This window comes from Massilia sp. TSP1-1-2 (genome assembly GCF_049896185.1).
In the GTDB taxonomy this organism is placed as follows: Bacteria; Pseudomonadota; Gammaproteobacteria; order Burkholderiales; family Burkholderiaceae_D; genus Telluria_A.
Window position 1 is genome coordinate 25,487 of record NZ_JAFCTU010000043.1, and the last position, 19,498, is coordinate 44,984.

Consider the following 19,498-nt stretch of genomic DNA (forward strand, 5'->3'; position numbering starts at 1 on the left):
GTACTTCGACGAATGGGGTGCGGCCTTCGCGGCGAACAAGATGATCGGCGCGGCCACGCTGGACCGCTTGCGTCATGGCGCATACAAGCTGGTGCTCGATGGGGAAAGCTACCGTGCCCTGCCCGCCTGCTTCGGAAAAATCCAAGCCGCCAGTAGAGAAGGAGCGGAAGACGACATCGAAATGAATGGAGACTAAACAGAATAAATCGTTTATATAGTTAATGAGCGGCAAGGGGAATTTCGTAGCGGGCCAAGCCCGGTTCGAAGTTCCCCTCTTTACTTTGGGCGGCGCCTGCCTGCTGCCAAAAGCCAGACTTCGGTCACCCTGGGGCGCTGCCCCAGACCCCGCACCGGCCGTGGGCAGCCACTGGGGAACAAACCTCCCAGCGGCCTTCGCGTTCCTCAGGATGGATCCCTCCGCGTACTGGTGGCCAACCTCGCACAAATTGACAGCCAGAAAAGCGCCATTTACGTCCAAAACCGATGTTGCCAAAACGCTCAAAATCGAGCATTATTGCAACCCAGTTTGAGCTCCTGAAATCGGTGGTCAAAGTGGCGCCATTACGCCGGAAATGGGTGGCGCCTTAATGCCGGAAATTGACACCAAAGAACGTGATGCCCCCTTCGACCGTAAAGTTGGGGTGGAAGACATACCCAACGTAGCCGTTCAGCGGTACCGGGCTGTTGTTGCTGTCGATCGACGCAGAGCCGTTTCTTAGTAATAAGCTTCCGTTGCTGATCGCGCAGGCCACGGCTAAGCCGAATGGCGCGCGACACCGGCGGCCCGGGGGCTGCAGGCCAAGACGTCGGCGCCACGGTGGCAGACTTCGACCTGAAGCGCCAGGCCGCTTCCAGCGCTGACCGCTCCAATCTTCGGCCGTAGCGGCGGGGAGTGACAGCACGGATGCCAATGCTTCAGCTGGGAAGTTGAATCGCCTGAGCGTGGTGCGCGACCTCGCTGTACAACACGTTGACGTGCAAGCGCTCAAGGTGGCACGCTGCATCATCATGCCAAACGGTGACGATGCAGCAGTTTGAATGGCTGCTCGACCGCTTCTAAATTGCGAACGCGATGATATCGCAATCGGACTCGAACCGTCGGGTGGCTAGATGTACGACTCGCTTTGCGGGTCGATAGTTGTGGACTTGATGCAGAAGAGTACTATGAAGGCATTGAATGCATTACGGCGAGGTGACGCTATGGCAATGCTGACAGTACGCAATCTTCCGGATGAAGTACATCGGGCGTTGTGACAAGCTTGCCGTCACAGCAAAGGGCGCGGGGCTTGGCTTTCCAACACCGGACGGCTGCATCGCCGCGATCGCCGACCCGTTCGGCCACCAGCTGCGGGTTCTGGCCCGGGATGTCGCGCGTGAAGAGCCGCTTGGAAGCCGGCTTGACATGCTTTTCGTAAGCGAACACATCGCAATCAAAACGGTTCAGGTCGTAGAACGAGTCCAGCACCGTGCCGATCTTGCCGACGTCGGCATCCGGCGCCGCCATGACCAGCTGCAGCCCGAGCGAGCGCAGGAACAGTCCCGTCACATAGGTATTCTGGGCGTCGAACCCGTGAACGGCCTCGTCGATCAACATGATCGCCGCGCCGTCATGTTCGCAGCCCGCCTTCATGCCGTACGCGTTCGCCAGTGAGGCTCCTGAGATCACGTAGAACGGCAGCAGGTGCTCGCCGTTTGAACCGACTCCCAGCCGCTTGCTGAACGAATCGACCCTGCTGCCGTCGACGTAGATGTCCAGGTCGAAATTGAGCAGCAGCCGGTAGTCTTCCAGCGGGTTGGGTTCCTTCGAGTTTCCGCTTTCGCACGCGTTCAACAGCACGAGCAATTGCTCCTGCGTGCGGTCGCTCGTGCTTTCCAGGGGTAAGGCCGTCCCGTCGAGTAGCGCGCTCCCATCGATCAAGTGGTACAGGTCCTTGTAGACGGCGCACGGCTCGGCGCGAAACTTATATTTTTCGCCGCCCGTAAATTGCGGACAGAGCGCTAAAATCTTGTTCAGCTACGAGATGTCGTGCACCACACGCTTGATCGCCTCGCGGATCTTGAACGCGACATCGGAGCGGAACGCCTTGTTGGCGGCGATGCGCGCTTCCTCGGCATGCGACTCGTATTGGACCAGCGTCGAGTTCAGCAGCTTTTCGCGGTGCTGGCGCGCCCACTGCCATGCCTTGCGCCAGTCGCTGCGCTCCTCGATCAGATTGATGGTGCGCGCATTGATGAATTCCAGGAAGTCTGCCCTGAGCGGCGCTTCGGCTTTCCCGATGCCGCGGTTGGCGGCCTCGCCCTTTTGCGCCAGGAGCTCGCCGGCGTCCGCCAGGGTAGCACTGCCCGCGGACTGCGTCGCCTAGGTATAGAGCGCGACCCCGAGCTCCTCGGAAAAGTCCCGATGGGCGCGCGCCGCGGCCAGCCGCTGCTCGCTGGCGGCCATCTGCCCGCGCGCGCGCGCGAGGCTGGTAACGGTCGCCGCCAGTTCGGCCGCGACCGAGCCTACGGTGGTGGACAGTTGCGCGTGCAGTTTCTCCGCTTCCGCCGCCTGCTGCTTCACCTTGCGCATTTTCTCGGCGAGGCCCTTCAAATGCTGCGGCAGGTCGGCCTCGGCCACGTCGCCGATGGCGTCCAGTTCGGCGCTGGCGGCGGCCAGCGCGGTCAGGGCGGCGTCGAACAGGTCGCCGGTCGCCTCACTCTTGACGCGCCGCACGGCCTCATCGGCAAGCCTGGACCGCCGCAGCTGCTGCTTGGCAGACTCCTCGGCGCGCATCAGCAGGACCATCTCTTCGCGCAGGAACACAATGTCGCCGCAGGCGGGCCTGGCGCCCAGTGCCCAGTCGCCCTTGTCGGCCAGCGCGATGCGCTTGGTCCCGCCGTTCAGGCTCAGCATCGCGTCGCGTGAGAGCGAGCGATCGTATTTCTCCAGCTCTTGTTCGGTATCGACCTGGCGCAGGCGACCCAGGCAGCGCCGCAAAAACGCCAACGCTACCGGGTGCTCGCCGTCGATCAGCGACGCCACCGAGTGCGCCTCGGGCTTGCGCCCGATCATGTCGCGCAGATGTTCGGGCTGCACTACCGTCACGTTGTACAGGTGTCTGCCGGAGGTGCGCATGATACGCACCGCATCGCGCTCGCGGCCGGGGTCCACGACCAGCGCGGACCGGTTGCCGCTCAAAAACGCTTCGATGGCGGGCTGCCACTGTTCGTCCTTCACGCGCACCAGGCTGGCAACGGTGCTTCATCTGGTAGCACGGGCGGGAGCGGCCATTGCGTTGCTGCTCGGTCCAGGCCGGCACCGGTCCCGGGCCGTCGCTTAGCAAGCGGTAGGCGATGTTTTTATCCAGGGGCGCGTCGATCGTGACCCGGCGCAGTTGTACCGGTTCTGAATAATCGACCTGGGCCGCCTCCATCACATGGCCGGCGACTACGCGATGCTGGCCCACGATCGTGTATTCGATCTCGAGCGTGTCGCCCACGCGCACATCGCTGGTAACGATCTGGGCGGTGACACTGCCGTCATAGATGCCTTGCTCCAGGCTGCGTTCGCGCTGCAGGAAGCGGATGTCGGCCGTGGCGATTGTGTCGATCACCGATCAGATGGGCGACCAGACGCTGCGCGCTAAACCTGGCGATGTCCCGGTGCTTGGCGAGCAATTCGGACAAGGTCAGCCCATCGGCGGATACGATGCTGTTAAACCGCGCCAACACGGCTCCACGTGGCGGGACGTGATCTGGAAGCGAACGCGAGCGTCGAACACGGGGCGCTCGGCGGGTCTTTCCGATGCGTGGGCGCCGCTTGATGCTCGGTTGACAGGGAGTATTTCCCCTACTTTTGTTGATTGCGCCGTCGGATCAGAAGCAGGCTGAAAAGCGCGAGCATTACCAGCGCGAACGAAGCCGGCTCAGGTACCTGGGTTGGGGCATCGTCGGGCAGTTCAATACTTGGTGGCAGTGGAAAGGGGGACAAGGGCGGAGTGTGGTCCCAGACAATTGGCGGCACAGGGTGCTCGTTCTGGTGTATCGGTCGTTCCGGCGGCCGGGGGATCAACCCCTCGGTACCGGTGGTCGGAACGAAGTTTTCCGCATTAGTCGTTGGACCATTGAATGGCGCCGTATGTGAGCCGGCAATATTTGTTGGCGTAGGTGTGCGGTTGACGGGCGCGACACGGGGTGGGGCGATCACGACGTCGAATTCTTCCGGTACCGGCTCCCTGTCAGATACCTTTGATTGGGGCGTATCGGCTATGCGGTTTCCGCAGCGCGTGCGGACAAACGATTTGCCGTCGGTCAGCAGCGTCTCGCCCGTCTTCAACCGCAGCTTTTTTTTGGTCCAGTAAATCTCGTCGCCGATCCGGTATGACACATGCACTAAGCGAGGATCTTTCACATGCACGATATAAGCATGGGCTGCGTCGAAATTAGCATAATGGACTTTTGCGAAGCGGTCGTGCGCAAGTGCCGAGGTCAGCTCCAAAGAGTGACGCACGCCGCCAGGAATGACTGAATTGCGATAGAACAGAGCTGGCGGGTCTGAAATTATGCGGGCTTTTGCATTCAACAAATGCGCAGGCTTCACATCGGACCCGGGAGCAGGTACGGGGGCTGCCGTTTGCGACGTGGTTTGGCTTAATGCGACCAATGCAACAAGTAGCAGAACGACGAGCGCAAAAGCGCTCTTGGGGTAAGCCGACAGCCAGCGAACGCCTTCATTTTTCATGGCGGATGGTGTGCAAGTTCGTCAAAGCGAGCGTTTGGAAAGCGCGTGGCACCTTCACGTTTAGCCGTGGCGGCTATCGATTAAATGCAGGCAGGCAAGCACCGCAATTGAGTCTATGCAGAAATAAAATTTCGGGATTGATTTAGATCAAATGACCGTGTCCCGGCAAGTGGTCTGTCGACATGGGAGGCGAGTACAACGAAGGGGCGAAACCCGTCTATTTTCCCGAAGCAGCTCATCCGCAACTAGCCGATTAGGAACTTACTTCTGCGGACCGCCGCGGCCCTGCTGGACGCGATGTTCATGTCCGTGGGCAATACGCTTATCAATTTGGTCGGTCAGACGCCAGTCCCGTGCGGTTCCATGGCCATGAGGCGTCGAGCTCAGCAACGCCTTGACGATGTCCAAGCCGCCAAACAGTGCGGCCATGCAAATGCCGCATGCCATCAATGCACTGCATGAACGGTCATTTCCGTGCGTCCGGCCAACGATGATGAGCTGTGCCTTTCCCTGCGCATCGGCTGTCACCAGGGCGGGCAGTGCCCCGGTGACGGGATGGGGCCCGTGAGGTTCCAGCCCGGCTAGTCCAATTGCATGTTCCATGTCAGACAGCCGTCGTCGGGGGGCTACGCGAACTGAAGCACCTTGTGCAAGGGCTTGCGCGGTTTCTGTGGCCAGTTGCCATCGCTAACATAGCCCGCTGTCACCAGCATCACCGGTATCTCGCACGGGGCCAGACCACACTCGCGCGACACGCCCAAGGCATCGAAACCGCCCATGGAGCCGGTAGACATGCCCATTCCTTGCGCGGCAAGCATGAGCGTCATCGCAGCGAGCGAAGCGGAGCGGATAGCTTCGTCGCGTTGCAGCTGGGGGTTGTCTGCATGCGCACGCCTGGCCTGGGATAGCCAGGCATCGAACACCGTCTGGTCCATGACGCCGGCGTCGACCGACGGCTGCAGCGCGTCGGCCAAGCCTTCGTGCGCAGAGAGCGTACCGCAAATGATGAACGTGACCGGCGCATCGGCAACCTGTTGCTGGCCAAATGATAGCGCCTGCAAGCGCCTTGGCCGCAGTCGTGCGCACCGCGTTGAACTTCCAGTTCTGAAAGTTTTAGGCGGTAGGCGCCAAGGTGGCCAAACGGATCAGCTCGGATGCTTCCTGGGCCGTTACCGGACGACTGGTGTCATAGTGGTTGACCGAAGTGCGCGCCTCGATGAGCTTCGTGATTGACGTCCTGGCAACGCTGAAGCGTTCCGGCTCGCCCTACAGAATGGCCCCCACGGCGCTGTTCTCCAGCCTGATGATTACTTCGGGCACGATGACGCACCGCCTGAAAGGGCTGGAAGCGCGCGGCCTGGTGCGGCGCGTGCCAAATGACGACGATGGGCGCAGCATTCTGGTGCAGCTGACAGCGAACGGGCAGGAGCTGATCGAGGGCGCGGTAACGGCGCACGTGGCCAATCAACATCGGATTCTGGCCTCGACCTGTGCGGCTGACCTGGCGGCCATCGACGCCACCCTGTCCCGTTTGCTGAACGTGCTGGAGCCGCGCGCGCAGCGCTAAGCTACCTGCAGCAGTCATGCGCGCCCGACGCTGCAGCGGGCGGGGGCATGGAAAAATTGGTACGCCAGCGCCGCGAGTGCCCTGCACCAGAATAAAAATAGACGGAAATGCACCGCGGTGACGCTGCGCCTTGCGCACGCATTGCCTATTTCTTCGGCGCCTTGCGCGCTGCCGCTGCCTGGGGACGTGCCAGGTTCAACTGGGCGAGGCGTTTCGCCCGCAAGTAAGTCACGCTCATGGGCTCCGGCGCCGCTGGCAGCTGCCCTGCCACAAGAAGCTGGTCGATGTGAGCGGCATAGCGAGGGTCGCAGGTCTCCTTCACCAAGGCCAGGTTGAGCGCGGCGAAGACCGGCACCCAGGTGTCGCCACCCGGACCGCGTCGGCGTACCGACAATGCGGGGCTGAACTGGTAGACGCCCGTTCTCAAGCGCTTGAACAGGCGCCGGTTGTAGGCATAGACGCGGTCGACCTCGTTGCGCGCCAGGACGCCCGAAATATAGGTGCGCTTCGTGCGTTCAGCCGCTACCACCTCGACCGGCAGGCGCTCGAAGGCGTCTTGCAACATGGCGCCATCCATACCGCCACGATCGGTCATTTCGGCCGTGCCGAAACACTGCCTGAACAACACCCACATGACCTGGAAGAACAGGTATTCGGACTGGTGGCGATCAATCCGGATCAGGCGCTCGCCGGCCATCACATCAATACAGGCTGGCGCCACCAGGCGGAACACCGCGCTGAACGACGTGGCGGCATAGGCGCGATCACGCAGGGCGGTGGCAATCGCCCAGTGCAAGGCGTTGCGGCCCAGGTGGTCAACGGCGGCGCTGTCGGCGCCCCGTGCCAACAAGGCTTCCAGCAGGGGCACATTGCCGGCGGCGGCCGCCGCCATCAGCGGGGTCTGGTTCATCACGGTGCGGTGTTCGACGCCAAACTTGTCGCACTGCCCCAAAATATCTTTGAAATTGCGCGCGAAATAGGGCAGATAGGCGCGCCTTCCTTGCGTTGCGGCGAGCCGCTGGAAGTTGCCGGCTTGCTCAAAGCCGACTTCCGCGGCCAGCATATCGGCCAGCACCGGCTCGTCATAGCAGGTCGCATAGTCGTACAACTGGCTTTTCGATTTGTTGCCGGGAGCTTGCTCAAGAAATACCTTGGAAAGCGTGTCGCGCAGCCGCGCTTCGTCGAACACGTTCCAGGGTGGTGCGCAGGTTTTCAGGATCAGGCGTTCGATCGCGTCGGCCTGTTCCTGCTTGCCCTGCAAGGCTAGCTTGCGCGCCTCCTTTTGCCAGTCCTGCACGCTTGAAGCGTGCGTGTCGCTGCTCGTCGCCATCCCGCCCGGCGCCAGCTTCAGCAGGCCAAGCAGCGCGTGACCGGTGTCCGATTCGATCAGGTAGACATTGTGGACCGCCCGCGTCAATGCCACGTACAGCGCATTCACATAGAACTTGTAGATCTCCAGTGATTTGTCCGCTTTGTCCTTTGCGCGGCTGTAATGCAGATCGTCGGCGGCGAGGTCGGCCGGCGCGACGCCGTCGGCAATCTCACTGAACTGGGCGCGCTGATCCGAAACAAAGCGGTACAGCACAATATTGTCGTATTCCAGCCCCTTCGCTTCGTGAATCGAAAACAGGAGCGGGGTGTCAAAGTGCTTGCGCGCCTCGGCTTTGTCTTCGTCGCGCAGGACCAGCACCGCGAATTGGGTCGAACGGCGCGTCTGTGCGTTCATTTGCCGCCGCGCATTGGCATCGTCGGCCAGCAAGGTGACCGTGCCCGCATCCTGGTTCATCGGCGTGACCAGAAAGTTGCTTTCTCGATCGATGGAGCCGAAGCGCTTGTGCTTGATCTTGAGGAGGGTGTTGGCCACCTCGGTCACTTGCGCGCTGTTCCTGAAATTGTTGCGCAGGATGTGCAGTTGCTGGCGTTCCGCCAGCGCCGGGTCGCGCCAGAACAAGGACTTGATCTTGCTCCATGAGAAAAAATTCGGATGGACAATCTGGTTCGAATCGCCGCACAAGAGGAACTGGGCCGGGTTCTTCAGCGTGCGCAGCGCGAGCGCCAGTTGGACCACGGTCAGGTCCTGCACCTCGTCGACGACGATGAAATCGTAGCGCGCCGCCGCGTGCTGCATCCATTGGTAAGCGATCAGGTTCAGGTCGTACAGACCCGCTTCGCGCAGCCAGAGGCAATACTTGTCGAACAGCTCGTACAAGGACGCGCGTTGGTCCGCCGCAAAAATGGACTGGCGCGCGCCCAGTCCCAGATATTGATCGCGCGTCAAAGCGCCGCTGGCGTCGGCGGCGAGCACGCCACGGATTTCCTCATAGGCCTGGTGCGCATCGACCTGCTTGAATTGCTGGCGCATGCGGCCAAACCATGCCGAGAAGTCGCGCCAGCTCGCTTCGCGGCCTGCGGGAACCTTGATCGACTCGACAAACTCGCGAAACGACAGGAAGGTCGCTTCCTGGCCTGCGCGTTCAAATCCATCGGCGTAATACAGGTCGCGCGCCGACTGCGCCAGGTAGGCCGAATGGGTGACATACAGCACTTCGCCCGGCATTTGCTTGAGTTTCTCGAGCGTCAGCGCGGTCTTGCCGCTACCGGCGCTGCCCACGATGATCATCGGTGCAGCGTGCAGATACACCGCGTGCTGGGCGTCGTCGAAGGAAATGGCCTTGTCCAGCCAGTGCACGCGCAGCCGCTCGGGGTGCAGGAAGCGCACCGGCGCGGCGTCGGCTTGTGCCTCGGCCACAGTGGCGGGAACGATCTGCGCCTCGTCGACACTGGCGCCGCGCAGGAAGCGCGATTTGTGATAGGCGTGCTGGTGTATGACTTCCAGCATCAGGGCATAGGCTTGCCCCTGAAACTGGACGATAGAAAACAGCAGGCGGTCCGTATAGTCGAGCTTGGCGCGATAGAACTTGCCATGCGTCAGATTGGTGAGCTTCTTGACGTCAATTGCCTGGAAATCGTCGCGCTCGATTGCCTGCCGGATTTGCTGATACTTGGCCTTGTCACCGGGCGGGATGAATTCGGCGTATTCCAGGATTTTCATGGGTTTGGTCAATCGGCGGGAGCGGTTCGTTTGGCAGCAGGCGTCGTCTGCGGGCCGCCATTTTATCCGATGCGGGAAAACAGGGGACCGACCGTCCGCGCGACAATTCAAGTCGCAAATATTGTGCGCATGCTGGACCTGTGCCAGCTCAACGGGCTGGTCAACGTCGCCATGCACACGCGGGACTGAGGGATGCGCTTCTCCTCATTGACCAGCAAGGCGCGCCGGCCTTACCTCATCGCTTCGCTGCTGGCCCATGCCGGCCTGCTGGCGGCGGTGTTTTATGTGGGTCCGTACAGCATCCAGGCCGCTACGATCGAGCGGCACGTCAAAAATGCCGAACGCAGCGACATCAAGCGGCGCGTCGACGAGATCGACAGGATCAAGTCCCTGCTCGAGAAAAGCCGCCAGCCGGCCCCTGCGCCCTCGGACGGCACCGGCGCCGGCGCCGGGTCGGCGGCAAAGGCGGTCGCGCCCTCGACGGTGCCGCAACTGCTCGAGCAGGCGCGCCGCATGAGCGAAGAAATCGAGCAGATGGAGCGCGGCGACAAGGTCAAGGAGCTCGCGCGCCTGCTCAATATCCCGGAACAGCAGGCCAGGGCCAAGCTGGCGCCGTCCGCCGTGCCGGCGCCGCTCGCTTCACCCGCCAAACCGGCCAGCGCCCAGCAGGCGCTGGCCGAACTGCGGCGCCATCAGCAGCTGGCGCGCGACGCGCTGGTGCGGCGCGAGCAGCAGTTGTCCAGGGAGCGGGACGGCACCCGGGTTCGGCCAGAGAACGGCGCCCCCGGCCAGGGCGGCGCCGGCGTGCCCGGCGCGCTGGCCGGACTCGGTGATGGCGGCACGGGCAAGGTGGGCAAGGGCGGCGCCGGCAAGAACGGCCTGCAGGGCGAGGACGTGCCGAACGCGGCCCATATCGAGATCAGCGGCTATATTGCGCAGACCGGCATGGCGCAGGCCAAAGTGCCGCGCGGCGGTTCCTGGGATCTCTCGACGCCGAAGAACAAGGTCGAGCGCGGCTATGGGGCCGCGCTCTCGGCGCCTGGCGTCAAGGCTGAAGGCCTGCGCAAGATCGGCGCGCACGCGATCGGGAAAGGTGCGCCCTACGCGGACCGGATCTTCCTGAACCGCTGGCATATCATCGGTCCCTTCCCGGGGCAAGGTCCCGACGATTCGATCGATGTCGTCTACCCGCCCGAGATCGTGGTCGACCTGGACGCCGAGTATGCCGGCATTGGCGCGAGCACGCTGCGCTGGGAGTACCTGACCAACCCGGAATACCCGTCGGTAGCGCCCGTGCGCGCCCAGGACGCGGTCTACTACGCGTACACCGAGCTCGTGATGGACGAGGAGCGCGACCTGGTGCTTGCCCTTGGCAGCGACGATGATACCAAGCTGTGGTTCAACGAGCGCCTGGTCTGGCTGAGCGGCGATGGTTATAAGCCTTGGTACAGCAGTCCCGGCTATGTCGGACTGGGCAAGGAGATCGACGCGTGGAATCTGACGGAAGGCACGCGCAGGGTGCATTTCAGAAAAGGACGCAACACGCTGCTCTTGAAACTGTACAACGGTGCATCGCTGTCATTTTTCTCGGTGGTGGTGTTGGCCGATGTGCAGCAGTAGCAATAACAGGGTCGGCTGGGCAGGCGGCCACGGCGGCAGGACAAGGAGGGGGCGAACGACTTGCGCAAGGCACCTGTGAAGTTGCCTATGTACGGGCCAACCCCGGCAAGGCCGTCTTCAGGCACGACCTGGAACGGCACAGGCCTTCCGACGACGTGGACGCGAACATCTTTGTGACCATTGGCGCCAGCCTGACCTTGGCCCTCCTGGCGGCGCTACTACTTGCCAGGTCTGGCCGGCGCCGGCGATAACCGGCCGGGATGTCAGCACTGTTGCACAAACGATAGCGGCAAGGCGGCACCCTGGGCCGCGGCGTCGGTCAGCAGGGCCACGAACTCGGCGGCCGGGACCGGACGGCCGAACAGGTAGCCTTGAAAATGCAGGCACCCGAGCTGTACCAGCAGAACGCGCTGGGAGTCGGTCTCGACGCCCTCGGCGATGACGTCGAGCCCCAGGCTGTGCGCAATTGAAATAATGGTCAGCACAATGGCCTCATCGCTCGCGCCATGGACCAGCTCGCGCACAAAAGACTGATCGATCTTCAATTGGTCCAGCGGCAAGCGTTTCAGGTATTGCAGGGACGAATAACCGGTCCCGAAGTCGTCCAGCGAAAAACGCACCCCCAGTTGCTTGAGTGCTTGCATGCTGGCGATGGTTTGTTCGATGTTATCGAGCAGCAAACTCTCGGTCAGTTCCAGCTTCAGCCGATCCGGCGCGACGCCGTGCTCGGCGAGGCTGTTGCATACTTGGGTGCCGAAGTCGGCCTGATGGAACTGGCGCGCGCTTACATTAATGGCCAACACCAGATCGCGCGTGAGCACGTCGTGCTGCCATGCACGCAATTGGCGGCAAGCCTCCTCCAGCACCCAATGCCCCAGCGGCAAAATCAGGCCCGTTTCTTCGGCCAGCGGAATGAATTCGGCTGGCGAGACGCAACTGCCGTCGTCCTGGCGCCAGCGCAGCAATGCTTCGGCGCCACGCGCGCGGCCATCCTGGTCGACCTGGACCTGGTAGTGGAGTTCGAACCGTTGCTGTTCAATCGCCAGGCGCATGCGCTCTTCCAAGCGGGCGCGCGCGGTAATGGTGTCCTGCATGCCCTGGTCAAAAAAGCGCATGCCATTGCGTCCGGCCTGCTTGGCCTGGTACATGGCGATGTCCGCCTGCATCAGCAATTCTTCCGGCTGAACCGGAAAGCCATCGTGGAACAGGGTCGCGCCGATGCTCGGCGTACTGCGGCAAAGGCGCGCGCCCAGCATGTACGGCGCGTTGAGCGTGTCGAGGATCTTGGTGGTCAGCGTTTCGGTCTGCCTGGCCGCGTCCACCGCTTGCCGGCTCAAGCCGTCCACCAGCACCACGAATTCATCGCCGCCCAGACGCGCCACCGTGTCGCCCTGGCGCAGGCAGCCTTCGAGCCGGTGCGCGACCTGTTGCAGCAGCAAGTCGCCCATGTTGTGGCCGAGCGTGTCGTTCAGGGTCTTGAAGTTGTCCAGGTCGATAAACATCAAGACGCTGTAGCGGCCACTGCCAACGCCTGCGGCCAGTACCTGCCGCAGGCGTTCGAGCAACAGACGCCGGTTCGGCAAGCGGGTGAGCGGATCGTAAAAGGCGAGATACTTGATTTCATCGCTCGCTGCCTTGCTGACCGTAATGTCGGTGAGCGAGGCGACGTAATGGGTGATTTCGCCGTGATGGCCTTTTACGGCCGCAATGCTCAGCCGCTGGGGATAGACCTCGCCATTCTTGCGCCGGTTCCAAATTTCCCCATCCCAGTTGCCGTGCGCATCGATGGTGCTCCACATGGCTTCGTAGAACTGCGCGTCATGGCGTCCGGAACTGAGCAAACTGGGACGCTGGCCAATCGCTTCCCCGGCGCTGTAACCGGTGATGGTGGTGAAAGCCTGGTTGACCTGCAAGATCGTGCCGCTGGCGTCGGTGATGAACATGCCCTCGGAGGACTCAAAGGCGATGGCGGCGATGCGCAGGTCCGCCTCCGCCAGGCGGCGCGCCGTGATATCGGTATGGGTGATGACGGCGCCATCCCAGCCGCCCTCAAGCGGGGTGACCAGCATGCTGAACCAGCGCAGCTCGGTCGGCGAATGGCAGGCATAGTCTTGCGCGAAGAGGGGCGCCTGGCCGGACAGGACGGCGGCGATGCCCTCGGCCGCGGCGCGCGCCTGCTCGTACGAAGGAGCGCACGCGACAGGAAACACGGCGCGGTAATCATGGTCGTTACCGGCCGCAGATTCGGCTTGCGCTTGGGCATCGGCGCTGTCGAAGTGACGCCATGAGGCGTTGACGGCGGCAATTGCCCCGTCTGCCGCCAGCACGGCGATTTGCTGCGGCAACGCGTCCAGAATCGCGCAGGCAAAGCTGTGACACCCGCCGTGGCATGGCGGCGGCACGGGCTTGGCCGTCGCGCAACCGCTCAGGCCGCTGGCGATGGCGTCGGGGTCGGCGCGATATGTGCACGGCGTCGGCAGCGTCGTGCGTCCCGGATGCTCGCACATCTGTCTGATCTGGTTCACTTTTTTGCCACTTCGTCGTTTCAAGAATGCGTCCAAGCTTACTGATCGGCGCGCCAAAATGGCTTGATGCAGATCAAAATTGCCGTATTGAAACAAATCAGCTGTCCGCGCCGCAACGGATGGAGCTTGTCTTTACGTAACAAAAGCAAGCGGGCTTACTCCAGCGCGCGGTCCCGGCCCGTGTCGACTTTCCATTCGACCAGCCACCACGCCAACCCCAAGGCGGGAAAAGCCATGCCTGCCAGCAGCGCCGCGTGCCAGCCGCGGGTCGCATAGACATACCCGCCCAGCGCCGAGCCGGCGGCGCCTCCCAAAAAGAAACAGGCCAGATACAGGCCGTTCAGACGACTGCGCACGTCGGCAGCCATGCCGAAAATGGCGCGCTGGCCGATCACCAGATTGGCGGCAACGGCCATGTCGAGAATGATCGAGGCCGCCACCAGGATGCCCAGCGCCACCTCGCGCGAGCCGCTCGCCAGCAGCGGCAACGCCAAGCCCGCCACGCCCAGGGCCAGGGCGGCGCCGGTTGCCGCCAGCGTGTGGCCGGCGTCGGCCAGCCGGCCCGCGACGGGCGAGGCGACGGCGCCAGCCATGCCCACCAGCGCGAAAATGGCGATGCCCGTCTGCGACAAATGGAACACGGGTCCGGCCAGCATCAGCGGCGCGACGGTCCAGAACAAGCTGAAGGCCCCGAACAGTCCGGCTTGGTAGGCGGCGCGGCGACGCAGCAGCGGCGTGCCGGCGAACAAGGTCCACAGCGATCCGATCAGGCGCGCATACGGCAGCGGCGCCTCCGGCACCCGGCGCGGCAGGCGGGCGCGCAGCACCAGGGCCAGCAGCGCGACCAGGGCGGCGGCGCCTGCGAACACCACGTGCCAGTTGCTGGCATCGGCCACCAGGCTGGCCACCGGGCGGGCCAGCATGATTCCCAGCAGCAGGCCGCTGACTACCTTGCCCACCACGTGCCCGCGGCGGGGCGCGGGCGAGAGGTGGGCGGCGTAGGGCACCAGCACCTGCGCGGCGACCGACCCGATGCCAATGGCCAGCGCGGCGGCCAGAAATACCCAGCCGCTACTGCTCATGGCCGCCGTCGCCAGCGCGGCTGCGCAAAAGGCCAGCGCACCGACCACCAGTTGACGATTTTCGATCACGTCCCCCAGCGGGACGATGAACAGCAGACCAATCACGTAGCCGAGCTGGGTGAGGGTGACGATCAGGCCCGACGCCTGGGCCGACAAGCCGGTTGCCTGGCTGATTGGCCCGACCAGGGTTTGCGCATAGTACAGATTGGCGACAATCACGCCGGCGGCAAAAGCGAGCAGCAAGACCATGCCGGAGGTGATTTCGGGTTGTTCGGCGCTAGAGGTCATGTGGTGTCCGGTGGAGAAGGGGGCTGTGCCCGTAGCAATGCATTGTAGACAAAAGGGAGCGAGCTCTCGTTTGATGGGAACGAATAGCCGTCGAGCCCGTCTAATCGGATGTCCTGTCAATTTGGCCCGTGACGTTCACGCTGCGGCAAGCCAACCAGCGGCGAGGCACAGGGCTCTTTACAAATATTTACATGGGAGCCTTGCGGACGGGACCGCAGCGGGGCCGTGCCTTGGCGACAGTAGGCCAGAGGTCTGCCTTAGGCTGATTGAACAGTTCTCGTTCGAATTTACTTAAAAAAGTGTCCATACCCGTGAACGTGCCTGTCTTCTGGAAAAATGCCGCCACGGTGCTCACCGGAACGGTGGCAGCCCAAGCGTTGCCATTGCTGGTCGCGCCCGTCATTACACGCTTGTGCTCGCCGGCGGACCTGGGCGCATTCAGTGTCTGGATGGGCATCGTCGCCATCGGGGCCACGGTTGCCACCTTGCGGCTCGACGCCGCGATGATCCTCGACCATGGCAGCGGCGAGCAGCAAACCTGTTTCAGCGTAGTGGCCTATAGCGCCACCTTGCTGGCCCTTGGCATGACCATCTGCGCACTTCTTGCCCGTCTGTGCGACATGCCGCAGGCGCAGCACATGAGCTGGTTAGGTTTGCTGACGATCGGCGTAGCCACCTGGCTGACGGCGTATAACCAGACCGTGATCGCCTATGCAACGTCGAATCAGGCATTTGGCAAGGCCGCGTTGGCGAAAGTGTGCGGTGCCGCAACGGCGGCATTGGGCCAGGTCGTGCTGCTGCTGGTCGGCATTACCGCAAGCGCGCTGCTGGCAGGGCACTTGATCGGACTGGCCTGCGGTGTCGCCGCCGCAGTTTTTTTGCTGTCGCCGCCGCGTCCCCGCTTGGCCATGCTGCCCACGGTTTCGCAACGCAACTACCTGCGCAAGCATGCCTCGTTCTGGCGCTACTCCTTGCCGGCCGGACTGCTCAACATGGTCGCGGCCAAGTGCCCCTTGTTTTTGATCGGCCTGAAGTTCGGCCTTCCCGCCGCTGGCCTGTATGCCTTGACCGAACGGATGCTTAACGCGCCAATATCCATGCTCGCCGCTTCGGTGCTGGAAGTGTTCAAGCGCGAGTCGGTGCATCAATTCCAGACATTGGGCAATTGCGAAAAAGCGTTCATGGATACGTTCAAGGCGCTGGTCCTGCTCGGCTGCGGCCCGATGTGCCTGACAATTGCATTCGCCCCCAGCTTGTGTGCCTGGATATTCGGCGAGCCGTGGCGCGAGGCGGGCGACTTCGCGCGCATTCTGGCGCCGCTGTATTTCACGCGAACGGTCGCCAGCCCTCTGAGCTACGTATTTTTCGTGGCAGGAAAGCAAAAAGCGGAGCTGATGTGGCAGGTCGCCTTGTTCATCACGACCATCGCGGTCTTCCTCGCGCCCATCCCGCTCAAGCAAATGTTGTGGAATTACGCGATGTGCTACGCGTCGCTCTACCTCGTTTATCTCTTTCTTGCCTTTCGGTTTTCCAGCAATGCGACGGTCAATGCATGAGCTACTCGGCGCTGGCGCGCGCGCAACGTCAAGCGCGATTCACCAGTGGGTCTGGTTGAGTTGCCCTGCCGCATAGTAAACGTGTAAAAACTCCTTGCTAGCGCATCAGGGGAACCACATGGGCCGACTCTTCGGGAAATTCTTCTTTGCCATCCTCCTGGCCCAGTGCCTGGCCACCATCGGGATTGGCGCGACCTTCTGGCTCTGGGGCCATGCGCGCGAGGCCGGCGCCGGTCCCTACGCGGGGCCGCCCGGCGTCGATACCCGGAGCAAGGCGACGGCCGTCGGCAGGAAGGGCACCGGCTTCCGTATATTACGCTGGTGGTGGCGACCCTGGCCAGTCTGCTGTTGGCCGCTGTGCTGGCGTGGCATACGGCGCGGCCCATCCGCGCGCTGCGCGCCGCCTTCGCGGCCGCAGCGGGGGGCGACTTGAATGCGCGCTTTGGCGCGAACCAGCGCGCTCGGGGCGATGAATTGTTCGAGCTCGGGCGCGAATTTGACCGCATGAGCCTGCAATTGCGCGTGTTGATGGACAAACGGCAGCGCCTGCTGCATGACGTTTCCCACGAACTGCGCGCACCGCTCGCCAGGCTGCACGCGGCGCTCGGCCTGGCGCAGCAGCAGCCGGAAAAACAAGCGCAGTGGCTGCAACGTATCGAACGCGAAGGCGAGCGCATGGAAAAACTGGTCGGTGAGCTGCTCACCCTGTCGCGCCTGGACACCGCGACCAAAATGCCGGTGGCCAAAGAAGTGCTCGTTCTTGAACTGATCGCGGCGATCGTGACCGATGCCCTGTTTGAAGCGGTCAGCAAGGGATGCAAGGTCTGCATCACCGGCTGCCCCAGCGCCAAGGTGCGGGGGGCGCCCGACTTGCTCTGCCGGGCCATCGACAACGTGGTCCGCAACGCGATCAAGCACAGCTCGCCTGGCGGCACGGTAGGAATCGATTTGCGCGTCGAAGGCGACAAGCTTGTTATAAGCGTGCTGGACGATGGTCCTGGCGTACCGGCCGTACACCTGTCGGCAATATTCCTGCCGCTTTTTCGGTCCGATCCCGGGGCAAGCGATATGGATGGCCATGGACTCGGGCTGGCGATCGCGCTGCGGGTGGTGGAGGCACATGGCGGCGCCATCAAGGCCGGCAACCGCGAATGCGGTGGTCTGTGCGTGACCGTGGCGCTGCGGGTCGCGTGAGATGGAGACCGAGGTTTGTCGGTGGCTCTTGGCAATTTATGTTAATGTAGAGCAATACTTCGTATCCGTCCTTTCCGAGATTCCCGATGTTGACCAATGCCGTTTATCCGCCCCATGCCGTGCCGCCGGGCGAAGCCTCTGTTGCGCTTGGGCGTATGGCGATGGAGTTGTCCGCGTACAAATCGGCGCTCGAAGCGAGCGCTAATGCGATGGTCATTACGCGCGCGGTCGCGCCGCACTTTATTATCGAGTACGTCAATCCCGCTTTCGAGCGCATCACCGGCTACACTGCAGCCGAGGTGGTCGGGCGCAACTGTAATTTTTTGCAGGGCGACGACCGGAACCAGGCTGGCATTGATGAGATTCGCCTTGCGCTGCGCGAACAGCGGGCCGGCAATGCCGTGTTGCGCAACTACCGCAAGGACGGCACGCTGTTCTGGAATCACTTGTTCGTCGCTCCGGTGCGTAGCGCCGACGGCGTACTGTCCCACTTCGTCGCCTCCCAGTACGACATTACCGAAGCCCGGCAGCGCGAGGCGCAGTTGCTGCACCTGGCCCATCATGATGAATTGACCGGGCTTCCGAATCGCGCCTTGCTGCGCGACCGTTTGCTGCACGCAATTGCCGCAGCGCGCCGTAATGGGAGCCGGATCTGGATCGCTTTCGTTAGCCTGGACCGCTTCAAGGCGATCAACGACAGTTTTGGTCACGGCGGCGGCGACAAGTTCCTCAAGGTCATCGCGGCGCGTCTGCACGGCGACATTCGCGGCGGCGATACCGCGGCGCGCTGGGGCAGCGACGAGTTTGCGATCCTGATGCCCGAACAGAATGAGGACCAGCTTGCCAACGCCGCGCTTGAACGGATCATGGCGGTCGTGAACACGGCCATTCGGTACGAGGGGCAGGAAGTTGTCCTGACTTGCAGCATTGGTGTGGCGGGATACCCCGACGACGGCCTCGACGTTGATTCCCTGCTTGAACGTGCCGATATCGCCGCGTTTCACGCTAAAAATGAAGGGGGCAACCGCTTCCATTTTCACACGCCGGGAATGAACCAGAAAGCCCTTGCGCGCCTGCGTGCCGAAGCCGATTTGCGCCTGGCTCTCCAGCGCGATGAATTCGTGCTGCATTATCAGCCCCAGCTTGACCTGGCAACTGGGCGCATCATCGGCATGGAGGCGCTGGTGCGCTGGCAGCACCCGGAACGCGGTTTGCTCGGTCCGCTCGAGTTCATCGGCCTTGCCGAGGAGACCGGCTTGATTGTCCCGATCGGCAACTGGGTGTTGCGCACGGCCTGTGTCCAGAATCGCCAGTGGCAGCATGAGGGCTTGCGCCACATACGGGTGGCCGTCAATCTGTCGGCCCGCCAGTTCGTGCTCGGCGACCTGGCCGAATTGGTTGCCGCCATCCTGTCCGAGATCGGCCTGTCACCTGGCGACCTCGAGCTTGAGCTGACCGAGAGCCTGGTCATGAACGACGTTGAGCGCGGCATTGGCGTGCTCGGCGCGCTCAAGCAACTCGGCGTGCGTATTGCCGTCGACGATTTTGGCACCGGCTACTCCAGCCTGGCCTATCTGAGGCGCCTGCCCATTGATGTCTTGAAGATCGACCGCAGTTTTGTATCCGATATCGGTTCAGGCGACGGTGACGCCATCGTTGCCGCAATCATTGCATTGGCCCATACGCTGAAATTGAAGGTTGTTGCCGAAGGGGTGGAGACGGTTGAACAGCTGGACTATTTGCGCGTCAACCAATGTGATGAGATGCAAGGGTATTACTTTAGCAAAGCGGTGTGTGCTGATGCGTTTGCCGAACTGTCCCCCTGTGTCAGACTACTTGTCGGGTGTGTTTTTTGAAAAAATTATGTCCTGATCTTGGTTGTTGTGGTGGAATT

At 62.5% G+C, this 19,498-nt stretch carries 13 protein-coding genes and 2 pseudogenes; 6 read left to right on the plus strand and 9 right to left on the minus strand.

The window, feature by feature from the left end:
* Positions 1-196, plus strand: a pseudogene (locus ACP7BV_RS24355) (hypothetical protein); the annotation flags it as partial.
* Positions 197-1,198: 1,002 nt separating this feature from the next.
* Here ACP7BV_RS24355 and ACP7BV_RS24360 read toward each other — a convergent pair.
* The 6 genes and pseudogenes from ACP7BV_RS24360 to ACP7BV_RS24385 all read right to left on the minus strand — a co-directional run bounded on the left by ACP7BV_RS24360 (position 1,199) and on the right by ACP7BV_RS24385 (position 5,781).
* The gene (locus ACP7BV_RS24360) at positions 1,199-1,918 is read right to left on the minus strand and encodes an SbcC/MukB-like Walker B domain-containing protein (RefSeq protein ID WP_426107466.1); all 720 of its coding nucleotides are present in this window, start codon (positions 1,916-1,918) and stop codon (positions 1,199-1,201) included.
* 441 nt (positions 1,919-2,359) lie between these two features.
* Positions 2,360-3,217, minus strand: coding sequence for a hypothetical protein (locus ACP7BV_RS24365; RefSeq protein WP_426107480.1), 858 nt, complete (start codon positions 3,215-3,217; stop codon positions 2,360-2,362).
* A 136-nt stretch (positions 3,218-3,353) separates the two neighbouring features.
* Positions 3,354-3,593 (minus strand): annotated as a pseudogene (locus ACP7BV_RS24370) (DUF3857 domain-containing protein); the annotation flags it as partial.
* 236 nt (positions 3,594-3,829) lie between these two features.
* Positions 3,830-4,720, minus strand: a complete 891-nt coding sequence (locus ACP7BV_RS24375; protein ID WP_426107467.1) for a PEP-CTERM sorting domain-containing protein — start codon at positions 4,718-4,720, stop codon at positions 3,830-3,832.
* A 261-nt stretch (positions 4,721-4,981) separates the two neighbouring features.
* A complete protein-coding gene (locus ACP7BV_RS24380; protein WP_426107468.1) occupies positions 4,982-5,323 on the minus strand; it encodes a hypothetical protein in 342 nt (113 codons plus the stop codon).
* A 23-nt stretch (positions 5,324-5,346) separates the two neighbouring features.
* Positions 5,347-5,781: a nitroreductase family protein gene (locus tag ACP7BV_RS24385; protein ID WP_426107469.1), complete on the minus strand. Its 435-nt coding sequence runs from the start codon at positions 5,779-5,781 to the stop codon at positions 5,347-5,349.
* Positions 5,782-5,936: 155 nt separating this feature from the next.
* On the opposite strand from ACP7BV_RS24385, the gene ACP7BV_RS24390 reads away from it, so the two are divergent.
* Positions 5,937-6,287 carry a MarR family transcriptional regulator gene (locus ACP7BV_RS24390; RefSeq protein ID WP_426107470.1) on the plus strand — a complete coding sequence of 117 codons (351 nt, stop codon included), beginning with the start codon at positions 5,937-5,939 and terminating at the stop codon, positions 6,285-6,287.
* A 145-nt stretch (positions 6,288-6,432) separates the two neighbouring features.
* On the opposite strand, the gene ACP7BV_RS24395 is transcribed toward ACP7BV_RS24390, so the two are convergent.
* Positions 6,433-9,339 (minus strand): UvrD-helicase domain-containing protein, encoded by a 2,907-nt coding sequence (locus ACP7BV_RS24395; RefSeq protein WP_426107471.1) that lies wholly within the window; start codon positions 9,337-9,339, stop codon positions 6,433-6,435.
* Between the two features lie 192 nt (positions 9,340-9,531).
* Here ACP7BV_RS24395 and ACP7BV_RS24400 point away from each other — a divergent pair, with 192 nt between their 5' ends.
* Positions 9,532-10,959 carry a hypothetical protein gene (locus ACP7BV_RS24400; RefSeq protein ID WP_426107472.1) on the plus strand — a complete coding sequence of 476 codons (1,428 nt, stop codon included), beginning with the start codon at positions 9,532-9,534 and terminating at the stop codon, positions 10,957-10,959.
* Positions 10,960-11,222: 263 nt separating this feature from the next.
* On the opposite strand, the gene ACP7BV_RS24405 is transcribed toward ACP7BV_RS24400, so the two are convergent.
* Positions 11,223-13,484 carry a putative bifunctional diguanylate cyclase/phosphodiesterase gene (locus tag ACP7BV_RS24405; RefSeq protein WP_426107473.1) on the minus strand — a complete coding sequence of 754 codons (2,262 nt, stop codon included), beginning with the start codon at positions 13,482-13,484 and terminating at the stop codon, positions 11,223-11,225.
* A gap of 155 nt (positions 13,485-13,639) precedes the next feature.
* Positions 13,640-14,854 (minus strand): MFS transporter, encoded by a 1,215-nt coding sequence (locus tag ACP7BV_RS24410; protein WP_426107474.1) that lies wholly within the window; start codon positions 14,852-14,854, stop codon positions 13,640-13,642.
* A gap of 311 nt (positions 14,855-15,165) precedes the next feature.
* Between ACP7BV_RS24410 and ACP7BV_RS24415 the strand changes: the two genes are divergently transcribed.
* The 3 genes from ACP7BV_RS24415 to ACP7BV_RS24425 all read left to right on the plus strand — a co-directional run bounded on the left by ACP7BV_RS24415 (position 15,166) and on the right by ACP7BV_RS24425 (position 19,460).
* Positions 15,166-16,410 carry an oligosaccharide flippase family protein gene (locus ACP7BV_RS24415; protein WP_426107475.1) on the plus strand — a complete coding sequence of 415 codons (1,245 nt, stop codon included), beginning with the start codon at positions 15,166-15,168 and terminating at the stop codon, positions 16,408-16,410.
* 321 nt (positions 16,411-16,731) lie between these two features.
* Entirely contained in the window at positions 16,732-17,604 is an 873-nt protein-coding gene (locus ACP7BV_RS24420; protein WP_426107476.1) for a sensor histidine kinase, read from the plus strand.
* A gap of 86 nt (positions 17,605-17,690) precedes the next feature.
* Positions 17,691-19,460 (plus strand): putative bifunctional diguanylate cyclase/phosphodiesterase, encoded by a 1,770-nt coding sequence (locus tag ACP7BV_RS24425; protein ID WP_426107477.1) that lies wholly within the window; start codon positions 17,691-17,693, stop codon positions 19,458-19,460.
* Positions 19,461-19,498: the final 38 nt, after the last annotated feature.

Excerpts from the sequence above, each read along its gene's own strand:
- ACP7BV_RS24395 (WP_426107471.1), bottom strand. The coding sequence starts at position 9,339 with ATGAAAATCCTGGAATACGCCGAATTCATCCCGCCCGGTGACAAGGCC.
- ACP7BV_RS24375 (WP_426107467.1), bottom strand. The coding sequence starts at position 4,720 with ATGAAAAATGAAGGCGTTCGCTGGCTGTCGGCTTACCCCAAGAGCGCT.
- ACP7BV_RS24425 (WP_426107477.1), top strand. The coding sequence starts at position 17,691 with ATGTTGACCAATGCCGTTTATCCGCCCCATGCCGTGCCGCCGGGCGAA.
- ACP7BV_RS24380 (WP_426107468.1), bottom strand. The coding sequence starts at position 5,323 with ATGGAACATGCAATTGGACTAGCCGGGCTGGAACCTCACGGGCCCCAT.
- ACP7BV_RS24410 (WP_426107474.1), bottom strand. The coding sequence starts at position 14,854 with ATGACCTCTAGCGCCGAACAACCCGAAATCACCTCCGGCATGGTCTTG.
- ACP7BV_RS24400 (WP_426107472.1), top strand. The coding sequence starts at position 9,532 with ATGCGCTTCTCCTCATTGACCAGCAAGGCGCGCCGGCCTTACCTCATC.
- ACP7BV_RS24390 (WP_426107470.1), top strand. The coding sequence starts at position 5,937 with ATGAGCTTCGTGATTGACGTCCTGGCAACGCTGAAGCGTTCCGGCTCG.